14 protein-coding genes are annotated in these 15,624 nt (G+C 42.9%); 6 read left to right on the top strand and 8 right to left on the bottom strand.

Annotated features, from left to right (window positions below; genetic code table 11):
• Window positions 1-257: 257 nt before the first annotated feature.
• Window positions 258-929 carry a type 1 glutamine amidotransferase domain-containing protein gene (locus L4D06_RS05565; protein ID WP_429738115.1) on the bottom strand — a complete coding sequence of 224 codons (672 nt, stop codon included), beginning with the start codon at window positions 927-929 and terminating at the stop codon, window positions 258-260.
• Window positions 930-1,060: 131 nt separating this feature from the next.
• Here L4D06_RS05565 and L4D06_RS05560 point away from each other — a divergent pair, with 131 nt between their 5' ends.
• From L4D06_RS05560 to L4D06_RS05545, 4 genes are all read left to right on the top strand, one after another.
• Window positions 1,061-1,954, top strand: a complete 894-nt coding sequence (locus tag L4D06_RS05560) for a LysR family transcriptional regulator (protein ID WP_429738113.1) — start codon at window positions 1,061-1,063, stop codon at window positions 1,952-1,954.
• A 336-nt stretch (window positions 1,955-2,290) separates the two neighbouring features.
• The gene (gene trpB, locus L4D06_RS05555) at window positions 2,291-3,514 is read left to right on the top strand and encodes a tryptophan synthase subunit beta (RefSeq protein ID WP_429738111.1); all 1,224 of its coding nucleotides are present in this window, start codon (window positions 2,291-2,293) and stop codon (window positions 3,512-3,514) included.
• 131 nt (window positions 3,515-3,645) lie between these two features.
• A complete protein-coding gene (locus L4D06_RS05550) occupies window positions 3,646-4,455 on the top strand; it encodes a helix-turn-helix domain-containing protein (RefSeq protein WP_274164081.1) in 810 nt (269 codons plus the stop codon).
• Between the two features lie 48 nt (window positions 4,456-4,503).
• Window positions 4,504-4,899 carry a VOC family protein gene (locus L4D06_RS05545; RefSeq protein ID WP_274164082.1) on the top strand — a complete coding sequence of 132 codons (396 nt, stop codon included), beginning with the start codon at window positions 4,504-4,506 and terminating at the stop codon, window positions 4,897-4,899.
• A gap of 126 nt (window positions 4,900-5,025) precedes the next feature.
• Here the strand turns inward: L4D06_RS05545 and L4D06_RS05540 are convergent, their stop codons facing one another.
• Entirely contained in the window at window positions 5,026-5,484 is a 459-nt protein-coding gene (locus L4D06_RS05540; RefSeq protein ID WP_429738109.1) for an exoribonuclease R, read from the bottom strand.
• Window positions 5,485-6,098: 614 nt separating this feature from the next.
• Between L4D06_RS05540 and L4D06_RS05535 the strand changes: the two genes are divergently transcribed.
• Together L4D06_RS05535 and L4D06_RS05530 are read left to right on the top strand one after the other, a co-directional pair.
• Complete coding sequence (locus L4D06_RS05535; RefSeq protein ID WP_429738107.1) at window positions 6,099-8,354, top strand: sigma 54-interacting transcriptional regulator; 2,256 nt, start codon at window positions 6,099-6,101, stop codon at window positions 8,352-8,354.
• Window positions 8,355-8,384: 30 nt separating this feature from the next.
• Window positions 8,385-9,887 carry an avidin/streptavidin family protein gene (locus tag L4D06_RS05530; RefSeq protein ID WP_429738106.1) on the top strand — a complete coding sequence of 501 codons (1,503 nt, stop codon included), beginning with the start codon at window positions 8,385-8,387 and terminating at the stop codon, window positions 9,885-9,887.
• 119 nt (window positions 9,888-10,006) lie between these two features.
• Here L4D06_RS05530 and L4D06_RS05525 read toward each other — a convergent pair whose 3' ends face one another.
• From L4D06_RS05525 to L4D06_RS05500, 6 genes are all read right to left on the bottom strand, one after another.
• Window positions 10,007-11,197 (bottom strand): lanthionine synthetase LanC family protein, encoded by a 1,191-nt coding sequence (locus tag L4D06_RS05525; protein WP_429738104.1) that lies wholly within the window; start codon window positions 11,195-11,197, stop codon window positions 10,007-10,009.
• A 31-nt stretch (window positions 11,198-11,228) separates the two neighbouring features.
• The gene (locus L4D06_RS05520; RefSeq protein ID WP_429738102.1) at window positions 11,229-12,263 is read right to left on the bottom strand and encodes a T3SS effector HopA1 family protein; all 1,035 of its coding nucleotides are present in this window, start codon (window positions 12,261-12,263) and stop codon (window positions 11,229-11,231) included.
• A gap of 14 nt (window positions 12,264-12,277) precedes the next feature.
• Window positions 12,278-13,375, bottom strand: a complete 1,098-nt coding sequence (locus tag L4D06_RS05515) for a phosphotransferase (protein WP_429738101.1) — start codon at window positions 13,373-13,375, stop codon at window positions 12,278-12,280.
• Window positions 13,376-13,450: 75 nt separating this feature from the next.
• Window positions 13,451-13,687, bottom strand: a complete 237-nt coding sequence (locus L4D06_RS05510; RefSeq protein WP_429738100.1) for a hypothetical protein — start codon at window positions 13,685-13,687, stop codon at window positions 13,451-13,453.
• Between the two features lie 10 nt (window positions 13,688-13,697).
• The gene (locus L4D06_RS05505) at window positions 13,698-14,333 is read right to left on the bottom strand and encodes a hypothetical protein (protein ID WP_429738099.1); all 636 of its coding nucleotides are present in this window, start codon (window positions 14,331-14,333) and stop codon (window positions 13,698-13,700) included.
• Window positions 14,334-14,658: 325 nt separating this feature from the next.
• Window positions 14,659-15,537, bottom strand: a complete 879-nt coding sequence (locus L4D06_RS05500; protein WP_429738098.1) for a LysR substrate-binding domain-containing protein — start codon at window positions 15,535-15,537, stop codon at window positions 14,659-14,661.
• Window positions 15,538-15,624 lie beyond the last annotated feature (87 nt).

Raw genomic sequence — 15,624 nt, 5'->3', positions numbered from 1 at the left:
ATTGTAACAAACTGACTAACGAGCTAACGAGCTAACGAACAACACATGACATGAACTGACATGACAAACAGTGGACGCTTTTTGACAACTCAAGGGGACAAAATGGGGACAAGATGTGTCTTGGAAAAAGGCGACGTCTTACTATGACACTCCTGTCTAATTGGCGGGTGCACAGACAAGAAACGCCGATGCCGAGCAAGGCAGTGGTTTGCTCGTCACCGGCGCGTCATGTTGCACTTTTTACGTGTTGATCAGTTCTATTTAAGAAGCGCGACCATAGCCTCACCGACACCGTGAGCACTTGCTGGGTTTTGACCTGTTACCAGACGTCCGTCAGCAATAACATGCACGCCCCAAGGCTGGATTTTGCTAAATTTCGCCGCTTTACGCGCCAACGACTCTTCCAATAGGAAAGGAATATCGTTAATGGTACCAAAATCAACTTCTTCTTCACGAGTAAAACCTGTTACAGTTTTGTCTGCAATTAAGGGCTGTCCATTACTCAGGGTAATAGGAAGCAGAGCCGCTGGGCCGTGGCACACCGAGCCAATCACGCCGCCTTTTTCGTAGAGCGTTGCTGCTAGACTTGCTGTCAAAGCATGCTCGGCCAAATCAGAAAGCAGACCAAACCCACCCGGATAGAAAATGGCATCGTATTCGTCGATGTTAAGCTGACTCACGGGAATGGTATTGTTCACACGAGATTGAAACTCAGCGTCATTAAAAATGCGCGTGTTTACCTCATCACCTTCCACAATTTCGCCATAAAAAGGCACAGCGCCGCCATTGATGGAGGCAACGTCGTAACTGAAACCCGCTTGTAAAAATGCATCCAATGCGTGAGTCATCTCAGGAGCGTACGTGCCGTTCGCTTGATCAGTTGTACCCAGCGTGGCGTGATTCGTAACGATGATAAGAACCTTTTTCATAACCTAATCCTTTTGATGCGAATCGACTTGGAGAAAAGTAAGCCGTTCGATACCCACCATTCTATGCTTTCGCCAAATGGGTGATAATCCGTTAAAATGAAAAACCGTCTTTGCTATATGGCAATAATGAAATGAATCTTCACTCTCTCAGTTTTGATGGCATTGTTGAATTCGTGACTGTGGCTGAAACCAAAGGATTTAGCGAAGCAGCACGCCGTTTAAACTGTTCTGTCAGCCATGTATCTCGCCAAGTCTCTCGTCTAGAACAGCGACTTGGCACCGCCCTATTTGCACGATCCACACGCTCGGTAAAACTGACAGAGACTGGTCAGCAGTATTATCATCAATGCCAAGAACTAGTGAGCGGGCTTGATCAAGCCAATGAGATGGTGACAGGGACGCAGTTTGATTTACAAGGTACGCTGCGCATCAGCATGGCAGGGTCGTTTGCAGAGCAATTCGTTGCTCCCGCACTAGTGGAATTTGCCAAGCAACATCCAAAGCTGACAGTCGAAGTAGATTTCAGCACACGACATGTCAATTTTGTGGAAGACGGTATCGACTTCGCGATTCGCTATGGACGATTGCAAGATTCTGGGTTGGTAGCGAGAAAGCTCGCTGATCGTAGCTTAATGGCAGTGGCATCACCGAATTATCTTTCGGAACATGGCGAGCCAAAGCATCCTAAAGCGTTGGCGCAGCATTCATGCTTAATCACCAACAACGATACATGGTTATTTGAGCATGAAGGCAAAGAAATACCCGTGAAGGTATCAGGGCGTTTCCGGTGCAACAATGCCAACGCACTGGTGGAAGCGTGTAAAGGCGGGCTGGGGATTGGTTACATGCCAAAAAGCAGTTTTCAAAACGCAGTCAAAGATGGCGACTTGGTTCCCGTCCTCACACCATATTGGACACAGAAAATCACCTCATGGGTGGTGTATCAAAACCGTAAGTTCTTACCGCTCAAAGCGCGTCTCGCTATCGATCATTTGCTGACACACTTTGCGGGGTGGCAAGAGTAATGGGATTTCATTTTCAAGCCACATGTTAGCGCTTAAAGCCACATTTTTCAGAGGCTGATGAATTGATGCTTGTCTTAACAAAGTGTTCCTTTTTGATCTCTTCATCGCTCTGTTTTTCGCTCAATTCTTTATTTTACGCTTTGCTTCTGCCCGCCTTGGTAAGTCCATTGTTTACTGTGGTCTGCGACAGCTTTCTCTTTCCTTTGTCACAAAACTGCGGCTATACCGTACAGCTTCTTCTTTAATCAATATATTTTGTAGGGATAACTCAGCACCCTATTTTGGTTTCATGCCAGTAGAGGTTGCAATAACAAGGACAGAGAGCAGGAGTACCCAATGCAAAATTCCTTTGACCAAAAACTGCCTGATTCACAAGGATATTTCGGTGAGTATGGTGGAAGCTTTATCCCACCAGAGTTGGAATCCATCATGGCTCAAATTGCTTCAGCTTATGATGAGTGCCGTAAAGACCCTTCTTTCAGAGCTGAACTAGCTCGCCTATATAAGCACTATGTTGGCCGGCCGAGTCCTATCTTTCATGCAGAAAACCTTTCTACAAAATACGGCGCTGATATCTACCTGAAACGTGAAGATCTCAACCACACTGGCGCACACAAAATTAACCACTGTTTAGGTGAAGCCCTTCTGGCAAAGAAAATGGGTAAAAAGAAACTCATCGCCGAAACAGGCGCCGGCCAACATGGTGTTGCTCTCGCAACGGCTGCGGCGCTAGTAGGACTGGAATGTGATATTTACATGGGAGAAGTGGATATCCAGAAAGAGCACCCAAATGTGGTACGCATGCGTATTCTTGGTGCCAATGTTATTCCCGCGGTTCATGGGCGTAAAACACTTAAAGAAGCGGTTGATGCTGCATTTGAAGCTTATATGAAAGACCCAATTACGCAAATCTATGCCATCGGGTCTGTGGTGGGTCCGCACCCTTTCCCTATGATGGTTCGTGACTTTCAATCAATCATTGGCAATGAAGCAAAAGTGCAATTCAAGGAGATGGCAGGTGGCCTGCCCGACAACCTTGTTGCCTGTGTTGGAGGGGGCTCAAATGCCATGGGCTTGTTCACTGCATTTCTTGAAGATGATGAAGTTGCAATCCACGGTGCAGAACCAGCGGGTCGTTCATTGAACCTAGTAGGGGAACATGCTGCAACATTGACCCTGGGTGAACCAGGAATTATGCATGGTTTTAAGTCATACATGCTCAAAGACGACAAAGGCGAACCCCAAGAAGTGCACTCGGTTGCGAGCGGACTAGACTATCCCTCAGTAGGACCTCAGCACAGCTATCTAAAAGACAGTGGGCGAGTAAACTACGGTACAGTCAGTGATGATGAAGCGATTGATGCATTTTTCGAGTTGTCTCGATTGGAAGGAATCATTCCGGCTATCGAATCAGCTCATGCCGTCGCCTATGCGATTAAACTCGCTAAACGAGGTGAAAAAGGGTCGATATTAATCAACCTTTCTGGTCGAGGTGATAAAGATATCGATTTTGTTGTCGAGAATTACGGTAAGAAATACGGCATTGAATCGCTGGTTTGATTTTGACTGCACAACAACATCAACGCTCACGGGCAAGTGGGCGTTTTTAGCGAGAATGAGCTTGACGGCTTCTTCACTTCAAACCTTCTATACTTTGCCTGATGAGATGTTTGAGGTTGTGATATCACGCCATGCTGACAGATATTAACTACCACCCCATTCAAGGAAGTGTGTTGCAAGACCAAGGTTATATAACCTTGTCCCCTGCTGCGCCTCTTAGCCATTGGGTGCATAGTTATTGGCAGTTGAATGTACCGTTGGGCCGCCATTGCTATCGAAGCATGCCTGATAATTGCGTTGATGTGATTGCGAACCTGCATGATGCAGAAGACATATTCATCGTGACACCATACTCATCAGCAATGTCATTCGAGCTATCAGGGCCTGAAGCCTATTTCGGTATTCGATTTCAATTGCTCGGACACAAGGTTGTTGTTTCAACACCGCTTGAAAACTGGGAAATGTTGCTATCCACTGACACACGAAAAGCAGATGTCATCCCGCCGAGGGTATTAAACGCAATTCGAGAATCTATTACATTTAACCTCTCGTTTGAGGAGCGTTGCCATCATGTGTCGGCTTCTTTGCTGAACGCAGCAAGACAACCCAACATAGATCATCGTCTCGCGCGCTTTATCCGCTACTGTCACCACAATATTTCATCAAACATCGTCCTTTCTGACAGAACATGTTCTGAGTTTGGGTTATCAGCACGACAGCTTCGCAGACTGACTCAGCTTCAGTTTGGTCTTTCACCACGAGAATTTGCGAGAGTCATGCGATTTCAACACACATTAGATGCGATCAAGCGCAATCCGAATGGCGCTTCATGGGCAGACAATTACTACGATCAATCTCACTTCATCCGCGAGTTTAAGCGCATGTCTGGCTCAACACCTAGCGAACTGTTTAATTTGTCCGTTTTGTACAATATCGACTAGCCCCTATCGCAGATACTCATCGAACGTTATTCAATAAGGACAATGAAAATGATTGAGTTTCAGTCGATGTTTCCCGTTATCGTCACTGCAGAATTAGACGCGCTAAAGACGTTTTATCTCTCAACTTTCGGTTTTGACGCCGTGTACTACGATCCAACGTTTTATTTGCATCTAGTGTCACCATCAACAGGCATCCAGCTTGGCTTTCTCATGCCAAATCACCCCTCACAACCCGATTTCTTGCACACCAACATGGTGACTGACGGGTACGTGATTTCATTGGAAGTAAGAGATGCAGCAAAAGCGTTTGCAGATGCAAAAGCCATGAACCTAAACATTGCGATGGAATTGAAGGAAGAAGTATGGGGACAAATACACTTTATGGTTGAGGATCCAGCAGGCACGCGTATTGATATCGTTGAACACGTCGCATCGCCCAAATAGAAGAATGACAAAAGGTACAAGGGCGACGCAAGAGTCTGCAGAACGCCTCAGTCTAACCCCCTTCAAAGTTAGCCATTGAAAGGGGGAACAGGTAGAAGCTATTTCGCCCTTGCTGATATTTGCCGCTTAGCCTTCAGGGTTTTGTTTATCACTGATCTCTGCATAACCGTGAAGAAGCTCCGTCAGGGCGTTAACCCAGCCAAATACCTCCACAGGGGCATTTTTTAGTATCGCTTCAACGTGCTCACAATGTGTTTCGAGAGAAATAGCTTGCTCCAAACGAAACGAAATTGCATAAAAGTGCCAAAGGACCAGTCTGGTCATCCTCTCACTGTTTTGCTTCGCATTATCTGAGTCATCAAACGCTTGCTGAGTTTCATTCAGTGCAATTGCCGTCATGCGCAACATTGCATCAAGGCGAGCCGACAACAGTCGTTCCTCGCTGTCGATTTCTTCTTGCTCAAAAGTGAAGATCTCACTCATCACGTCTTCTGGCACCATTCTACTTATGATTCGGGCACTAAACTCTTCCAGTTCATGGCGGGGCATGGTGACGAGACATTCAAAGGTGTAATCACGAAGCATAAAATCACTCTAATTCGATATAAATTTCAATGCTCGCATTCTAAGTGCTTAAGTGTGATTTGCCACGACTTTCTTAAGCTACTATATCGAGCACTTGGTGATGTTAAGAACTACCAGTGCGATGAGGTGTTAAAAACGGCAAGTTATGCAGGTAAACGTGCTGATTACCCTGTGAAGAGCTCTCACATTGAATATATCTTCCATCAATTCTCTAAGTCTTTTTCCCTCAACGACGGTACAAGGCTTTAGGGTTTGTTCTAGTAAGATCGTACCACAGACATCGTGAACGGGAGAGCGAGCCTAAGTGTAAAGTTCAACATCAACTCCTATCTTTCAAGATCGCTAGCCGCTGACAAAACACACATTAATTGCTCCTAGTTTTCGCTGTTAATCTTTTGTCTTTTAACTTTTTTCTACATATAAGGTAAAGGCTCCCCTAGCTACGCTTCCCCACCCATTCATTCACTTGGCCTATAAATCATATGACGTCTAAGTGACTGATTTCACGAATTTGGATGTATGCACTTTCAATTGAACCTAAGTAACAAACAATCAAAAGTTTATGACTACATTTCTATATAGATCGTTAATAGCAACATTTTGGTTACTAATTTATGGACAGCAATTTTAAAGACGAGGTACGCCCGTCTATCAGGCCCCCAGATAATATTGTTCAAGGCTCTTCTTCATGTATAAAAGACCTTTTGAATACCATACAAAAGGTCTCTCAGAGTCCATATCCTGTCTACATACATGGACCTACAGGGTCAGGAAAGGAGTGGGTTGCAAATTTATTGCACAGTTCTGGATTAAACCCTGACGCTCCAATCATGGATATAAACTGTAGCACTATCGCAGAAGAACTGATTGAGTCACTTCTTTTTGGGCATGTAAAAGGGGCGTTTACCGGCGCACATCAACAACATGACGGCTATTTCAGCCTAGTGAAAAATGGAACCTTGTTCCTTGATGAAATTGGTGAGCTTCCCTTGCACCTGCAACCCAAACTATTGCGGGTTCTCGAAACTGGTCAGTTTCGAGCTATCGGAGCAACACACAACCAAAATTTCAAAGGAAGAATTGTTGTCGCAACACATCGAGATCTAGAGGCAATGGTTGAGGCTAATACTTTCAGGGAAGACCTTTTTCATCGTATTAACGTTATCAATCTAACCGTCCCCCCTCTTAGTCAACGTAAAGAAGATATTCCCTTCCTAATCGCTCATTTTGCGTTGGAGCAAAAGAAAACGTTTACCGATAAAGCCATATCATTACTAACAGGTAGAAATTGGCCCGGCAATGTCCGAGAACTTCGAAATACAGTTTTAAGGATGTCAATTCTCTCTGAAAGTAGTGTCATAGATGCGGACTTTATCCATCAGACCTTATTGAAAAAAAAAGAAACGCTTGAAGAGGCTGCTAGAAAAATAGCCGAACAAATACTGTGCCTAGACACCAACAATACCCTCGCTTTAATTGAAAGGACCTTAATTCAGCAAGCCCTAAACGAAACAGACGGAAATAAACAGGCAGCAGCAAAGAAGCTGGGCGTCCACAGAAAAACCATCGAACGAAAACTTAATAACTATAATGAGGTATTTAACAATGCTTCCACACTGGTTATTCGCGCCGATGCCTATATAAACAATAACCAATACTATAAAGCGATAGAGCTTCTCAGAGAAGCAAGAGCACATGTTATTAGAATGCCGGATTTGGTCGATATCGACAGGCTAAGAACCACAATTTGCATTAAATTGGGTACCTGTTTGCGTAATATCGAAGGATGGGCTTCTGAAGAAGCAATTTCTTGCTATGAAGAGGCTCATCGAGTCTCCTTACGGATTGGCGACACATCCGAACTCAGTTTGGCGCTACTAGGCATTTGGGCTGCTGAGTTGGTCAAGCTGAATTTGAGCAATGCGAATGAAACTGCACTTCGATTCTACCAATTAGGCATAGACACCAACAATGATGCCATTCTTGCATCTGCCTTAATGACAATCACCAATACAACGTTTTGGACGGGTGAACTAGAGCGAACATCCGCTGCACTCGAAGAATATTTTTTCTTTCGACAATTACGGTCCGAAATGTCAAAGCAAACAGACTTTGACCCCTACCCTATTTGCTTGGAATTCAAATGTGTTGTCGAAATTCTTCAGGGTAATTTTGCGGCCGCAGAATTAACAAGAACAGCGCTTGTCGCTTACACGCTTAGGTCAAATAATGACTTCGTCAAAGTCACGGGTCAGCATGCGCTCGTATGGATTGCACATCTGATGGATGACAAACATTCACTTCAAGAACAAACAGACAAGCTACTATCACTTTCCAATAGAAGTGATTTCTCATTCTATAACGGATTTGGTCATATTTTTTCTGGCGAACATTTAAGCAACACATGTGATTATCATACTGGGCAAACAATGATGGTTGAGGCTTTCAATCATAAAATGCACCCTGAAGATGGCCGTATATTTAGCTCCTATTTTCATATTATGCGAGGAAATTGTCAGCGACAAAACAACGATTGGGATGCACTAGCAAACACTATTCAAGAGGCTAACGAGGTTATCGAGCTGACTGGCGAGCGAGTCTTTAAGCCGTTAATTATGTTGCTTGAAGCACAAATGATGTTGCATAGAACCCAAGAGGATGACGCCATTTACTTGCTTGATAACGCATGGCAACTGGCAGAAAAACAAAATCTCCGCTTCATGTTGTTAAAAATCAGCCACGTTTGGCTAAATCACCCATCCCTCTTGAACCATAACCAATGGGACAGACTGCAATACCTAGAAAGTAGTTTTAGCGAAACAGACTTCCACCCAAATCTGACGGAGTTGCGTAATAACCTCGCGGACTAATAGTGACCATTTCTAACACAAGGAAACATTATGCCCCTTACACTCGAAGGCACATGGCAAAATGAATTTGGCTCGTTGATGACACTCAAACAAACTGAAAACAACGGCATAACGTGCCTATTTACCGGCAGTTATACATCCCATACTGGCGAAACGGGCGCATATCAAGTTAATGCAGTTAGTGATGCCCTGCCGACCGAGAATGGACTCACGGTTTCAATTAATGTGTTGTGGAAAAATTTGGCTCCCGATGCAAAACCTTCAGAATATGACCACGCTCTCTCAAGTTTTACTGGTCAACTTCAACTTGTTAACGGCGATGCCGTGATTAACACAACCTACCTATTAGTCAGCAATACTGCTCCAGCGGATGACTGGGGGGCAACTATCATAGATAAAAGCACTTTCCGTAGAGTGCCGGAAGTCCTGCCAAAATCATCAAAATACGATACTGAAAATACAGCCTGTATTAGGATGCCTTTACATGCTGGAACCCTCACAGAAAATGGCGCTACTCCTTGGTACACAACCTTAAAAATCGGTACGCCCGGTCAAACATTGAAACTGATGGTAGACACTGGAACTACTCACACTTGGTTGACATCTACCCTTTGTAATACTGCACCTTGCTTATTGCATGAACGCTATTCGCCGACACAATCTTCCTCTTACAAGGCCGTTGATGCCCCAATACAACAAATCGATTTCGGGCCTTGGGGTAGCATGGATGCTTCTCTTGGAATCGATCTGATCTCCCTAGACAATAACAATAACCCAATACAAGTAAGCGATAGCCTTCGATTCTATATGGCGCAAAACTATAAAGGCTCAAAATTTGCGGAGCTAGCTTGTGATGGTGGGTTATCAATACCTTCAATACTGCCGGTTGGAATTGACTCTAGCGAACTTCTACCTCAATTAAGAAATGAAATGAAGATAGGTTGGCCGATTGCTTCTTTTTGTTTCAATGAAAATGACAAAGTAGGCGAAGTCATACTAGGCGCTGTAGATACAAATAAATTTAGAGAAGACACGCTTAACATTTGTGCACTTATAGATGCAAATTCATTGCTAGAAGATGGTTTATCCTACTTATGGACAATAGCGCTCGACTCCTTAACTTTGACGCACAACGAAGAGAGAACAGATAAATCCGTCCTTTGTGACTTTATATTTGCTGTCGACACAGGTTCCTCTTTTTTCAAAGGAAACAAACAAATAATCGACAAAATAGTCGCGTCAATCACCCAAGAAGGAAGTCTGCCAGAAAAAGTTTATGCGGCAACGCCAGACTTTGAAAAATATCCCAATATTACGTTCGCGATAAATGGTTCTGAATATGTTTTGACGCCAGAACAATACTTCGTGCGTTTAGAGGATGGAGTATGGCGCTTAGGCTTTGACCCTTTAGATGGATTGCCTGATGGTTTCTTACTCGCTGGTTCTTTGTTCCTAAACCCAATTTATTCAATATTTTACTATCAAACCAATAGCTGCTCACGAAAAGCTATCGGTTTAGCGGAGAAGTACTAGTTAATACGTGAATAATGACAATACCGAGTAAATGCGTTGGGGAGGTATTATCCCATTACTCGGTGATTCATTCTTATACTGCTATCACCACTAAACTTACTGGCACCGTCCTTTTTTGACTACAAATCAAGCACAGAAGGAACGGAATCAGGGGAGTGCAAGCGTAGGAGCAAGTAGCCAAACCCTGCCTCTCCGCCCATTAAACCGGGTACATAAGCATCTAAAGCATATACGCCATACCTAGTATCGTATACACCGTCGTCGTCATTTCGTAATATCTTCTGAGCGTAGTGGCGAACTTTCGCTAGATACACACCGGAATTAGTGACATTTGATGCACAAAGTAATGTATCAAGATTTCCATACAAGCCATGGCATAAAGAGAGATTACTTTTTGGTGAGTGTATGTTGTCGTCCAAATGTCTTTCTATCGTGCGTATAGCCGTTTTGATGTGATCAAAAAAACGATCTTCTCTAAATACTTGATACAGCTTGATACGACTCAACAAAATGCCAGGAGCGCCATGGCACCACGTTGTAGAGCAATGAACATCAATCGTCTTCTCAAATCGCAGATCACGCCAGTTACCTTTATCAATAACAAAGTTAACAGACTCGTATTGCACAATTGCATCTATGTCTTTTTTATCAATGTCGCCGACACCCGCTTGCTTCAACCCCGCAAGCGAAGCAACCATCCCTGCATTTCCATGAGAATAACCGGTCAATGCCTTACGGTCTGGATACGTTGGATCTTTCCAAATTAACATGTTGTTCACGCTCGTTGATTTTTCCATCATCGCATCACTTAAACGAGAAAGATAATGTGAAGTATTTAAATCAGGGTTAGGAGTACAACGTAATATACCGAGGATTTGTCCAGCATAACCTGAGATGATATCTACATTTTGATCCGTTATCGTTTTGTGAAATAGTCGCGTCAACAAGCCTTCGCCTGTTTTTTCCAAGTCCGGTTTATCCAGTAATTTGGATGCGGAATACAGCGCATAAATACAGCCAGCTTCTCCCACGTAAAAGCCCTGAGATTTAGATTCAGTTTCTGCCAGCATTACAACCATTTGACTGAGCGCACCAAGCGCAGTTTCCTTGAATATTTCATCGTTTGTTACTGCATAGAGGTGAGATAGGAACAACGCAATTCCTGCAAGCCCATCGTAAAGAAACGGATCGCAGGTTTGTAAAACAACCTTATTGCCCCGCATGCTATCTGTTTGCCAAGTACATCGGTCCTCGAACCACAAAGCATCTCGACAAAGCTCAAAACCAACATGTTCTGCAGCGACAACCAATGACGTTTCCGACATCATTCTTCCCTACCCATTAATAATTGGTCAATGAACTAACTGTTTTAAGACTGTCCTTATACCCCGACGCACCAACGATATAAGGACTAGCCATCTCTATACCCGCGTAAAAGAGTGCCCGTTTTACTTCATAACATCTCAACTTTTGGGTATGAAGATTTTGTTCAAAACACCCATACAATGCCTCAGCAATCACTCGACTACAGTGCCCACCGAAACTATCTAAATCCGGAGACTCCGCCATTCCAACACCAGGAGCTAGCTTAAGGGAAAATAACGGTATCTCTTTCTCGCACCAATGAAAGGTTTCCGACCGAAGTTCAGATAGCACGCGTAGTACAGATCGATAATCGTGTTTGGCCACATATAATACACCGCTATCTGCTCGCCCATATAACGCTGGAGAATTAAGGCATTTAAACGTGAATGGGATATGAACTCGATTAAGCTCAAAGCTTATATAGCTAATTGCATCTGCCGCTTTTGTCGGCTTTAAATTAAAATAGACCCGTAACGATTTCCTGCTGTCTATATCACTATCAACATAATCGCCAAACACATAGTAGAAATCACGTTGTAAACCTGCAAATTCATGACTATTAAAAAAGTGAATTTTCGAATTCTTTCGAATTTCACCTCGAGGCTCATCAGCCAAAAACTGACCTTGAGGGAAATATCTCACTCGCCCTTTCCTTGTCGCTACCACCCCATTTTTGTAGCAATAAACCACCCGCCAATTTCTTACCCAATTTGTTTTATTTGGGTTTGCCGCTTGTAAATTCTGAAAGAAATGACCATCCTGCTCCGCGTCCCTTATACTTGGAGTGAAACAATCTTCAATTGGAAGCTTTGCATAACAATGCAAATAAACGAGGCGATACAAACGAGAGATAAGTATGTTTTCATGATAAAATGGACAATTCAATGCAGCAGGCTTATCTAGGTCAAAATCCATCTCATAACCATAAAATTTCATGAGTTTCATTGAATGGATACTTACATTATTAATGATGTTATTTATATCAGACTCATGAGCATTCATTATTTTCATAAAATAATCCCAAACTAGAACCCAAACAATTTCTCTCTATTCAGTTCGGGATCAGACAGTAAATTTTGTGCAAGCTGAATCTGTAACAATGCATCAAGACCTAACTCATCCCTGCCTTCAAGTTTATTATATGTTGATTGAATCAGCCGAGCTGCACTATATTTTGCAACACGTTTTAGGAGTGTATGGGTATAAGTAGGCTCAATTTTACTTCCTTCAATATATGCAGCCCAAAACACTCTTAAGGCTGCTCGTACCTGACCACTTATTTCTCCGAGCTCTAGCGAATGATCAAACAGGTGTGTTTTCTTCGCCTGTTGTTGCATGGCAGATGAAAGCAATGTTAAATAGCCTTCAATAATTCCCGCCAGATCCCAGGCTATATCACCGATATTAACCCTTTCCCAGTCTATAAAGGTGACACCGACAATACTCTTTTTCTCAGGGTCTTCGTTGGAGAATCGCACAAGACAGTTCTCCAATTTCATATCGTTGTGAATTAGGCCATTGACTCTCCACTCTGAGTCAAGAGAAGTGAGGCCATTCATCAAATCGCTATGCTTTTTTACTATATTGAGGCATTGCCTTTGTGCAATACTTACATCTCCACCTTCCGACATAATTTCCGGAGTGAATATGGAAGGTTTTTGATTTACAAACTTCACACCTTTATCACTAAACTTAACAACCTGAGATAATGAAAAGTGACATCTTGATAGCTCCATACCCAATAGCGACGCAGTACGTTGCAGACAAACTTCATTACTCCTACAATACGAGAACATATTTATACTCGCAACCACATATTCGGTTACAAGTATTCTTTCTTTTTCAAAATAATGTATAAGTTTTGGAATAATTCCATTTAATGACGCCAAACCTCCAACCAAAATATAACAATCACTCTCTCTTTCCAGGCCAAACAACGATGCCTTATCCCCATCGGATATGCACTGCTTAATGAAAAGCCCTTTAGATGAACTGATAAAAGCAAAGTTATTATTTTTACTTGAATAGTCATGAACCTCCCAACAGTCATTTAACAACTCTCGCAAAGAAATACAATTATTACTGAGTAAAAAACGGAGTAGATTATGACGTGTAAGTATCATTACGCATATTCCATATGTCGTTTTATAACAAAAATCAGCATGCTGAAAGTTACCACTCAGCATGCTGTCAGTGGATTAAATCAATCCAATGCTAACACTTTGTGTTCTTTTATTTTCCAGTGGGTTATGTGCTTCAAAAGAACAAGATGAATCTGGAGTTTTTTCACCACACCCTGTTACTTCCTTGGTTTTCTCAGCTGTCGCAGTAACCAGTTCATTCATGTCAGATGAACCAGCATTCAATTCGATGATCTCAGCAAATTCATCCATGATGCAGCCTGAGAATAGCTGTTCAGTATTCACTTTATTCATGATTCAGTCCCTACGCTTTCACAGTTGAAGAAATTGGGGTTTCGGACACATTGATCTTGTTATCTGCCGTTAGTTCGGCATACATCTCGTAGACATTAGGGGGGAACTTCAACTCTGTTTTGTTCGTAATTTGGCCGATGTCCAGCACCTGACCTTGCTCAAAGGTCCCAAACGTCAACCAATAAACTGGATGGGGGGTAAACGTTGCCTTGATATTTGGTTGCGCTTGAACAGCATATGTACCGTTTCCAGACATACCAATACCAACACTGGCTTGATTTGACGGGATAGTAGCGTCTTGATTAATTACCAGCGAGCCTGAAGGCTCCCCAGTTTGCTGAGCATCAAACTCATAACCATATTGGTTTTTAGTTAGCGTGATAACGTTGTTTTCTGTGAGATCCGCAGGCTTATTTTGACTCGCATCAAAGATAACGCCTGGAATAAGCACACCAGTTTCATCCCAAATAAATGAATAATCTATGTTCCAAGTAAAATCCGCCTTTGTCCCAGTGTTTGTTCCTTTCGAAAACCATGCCAAAGACATAACCTCGGGAACATTCAAGTTCGGGTCTTTTTGATATACGCAGATATCACCAGCCATTGTTGAGTTGTTCACGAAATGTAGCTTGTATTGTTGAGACATAACATTTTCCTATATTAGTTTTTTGGGAATTCCCTAGCCAACTCCTTTAGGGTCAATTCTTATAAAGCAACAGGCATGCCAACTACACAACGCCATAATATATATGGGAATTTTAGGAATTTCCGAATATTCACACATATTGTTTGGTCATATGCGTCCATGATTTTTTTATTGAATGTCCACTATGGACGGATTCGTCCATAGTGATAGCTAACAGAAAGTGGGTGGCTTAGATCTCATTGTTTGTCAGGTAATGACACATATAGAACATGGCTCTTAGAGATCACCTAACCTGTTAAGCCCTCATGACTCCATTCACTTTGTCTTACACCAATTGGCTATCGACCCATTGAAGAAAGGTGCGAACTTTCGGACGATTTTCAGTGCCTTGTGGGCACAAAACACTATGGCATCTATTTGTCTCCATGCTGGGGTAAGGAGCAACCAACTCACCAGATTCCAACGCATCTTTCACAAAACGGTATCGCCCCATTGCAACACCCAAACCCTTTTTAGCGCCGTATACAGCCATATCCTGATGGGTAAAGGTCGTAAATTGTTTGAACGTATCAAGCACCACCTTTTGATGCTTTGCCCAGCGTTTCCAAGCCGTCGATTTCTTTGCATAAAGGAAATTCACGCGCTTCAGCGAATCTAATCCATCTTCAAACAATCGATGCGCTTTTGCGTAACCCGGTGTACAAACAGGAACATACTTTTCGCCAAACATCTTCTTGTTAAACATATTAATTCTCTCGCGCTCACCGAAATATATCGCGACATCAATGCCGTGCGCATCAAAATCTAGCTCGACGTCATTGGTAAGGATGTTGAGATTAAACTTGGGGTATTTGGCTTTGAAGTCTGAAAGGCGTGGAATGAGCCATTCATTGGCGATACCCGGCGATGTCGCGATCGTCAATTCACCTGAGAGCTCCGTCGTTCGAATATTGTCAATTTCGCTGAAAATAGAATTGAGTGACTTTGATAATGTCGCCTGAAATTTTTCGCCTTCTTCGCTCAACGCTAGCTTGCGTGTGCGCCTGACAAAAAGGTTAAAACCCAGCTCTTTTTCGAGCACTTTGATTCTATGACTTACCGCTCCTTGCGTTAAGTGAAGCTCGGTTGCGGTTTCTGTAAAGCTCAGTGTTCGGGCTGCTGAGCTAAAGGTGTGCAAATTTCGCAGAAGAGATTGATGATTCATAAAAACACCATGCATTAAAATTATTAATCCATAGTGCACACCAACTGGTTTGTTTGCAACGGAAATTAATGCGTAAATATCCCCAAT

Source organism: Enterovibrio makurazakiensis (assembly GCF_050336585.1).
Classification (GTDB): Bacteria; Pseudomonadota; Gammaproteobacteria; order Enterobacterales; family Vibrionaceae; genus Enterovibrio; species Enterovibrio gelatinilyticus.
The sequence above is the reverse complement of the archived record's forward strand: the minus strand, read 5'-3'. Positions and strand labels throughout refer to the sequence as shown.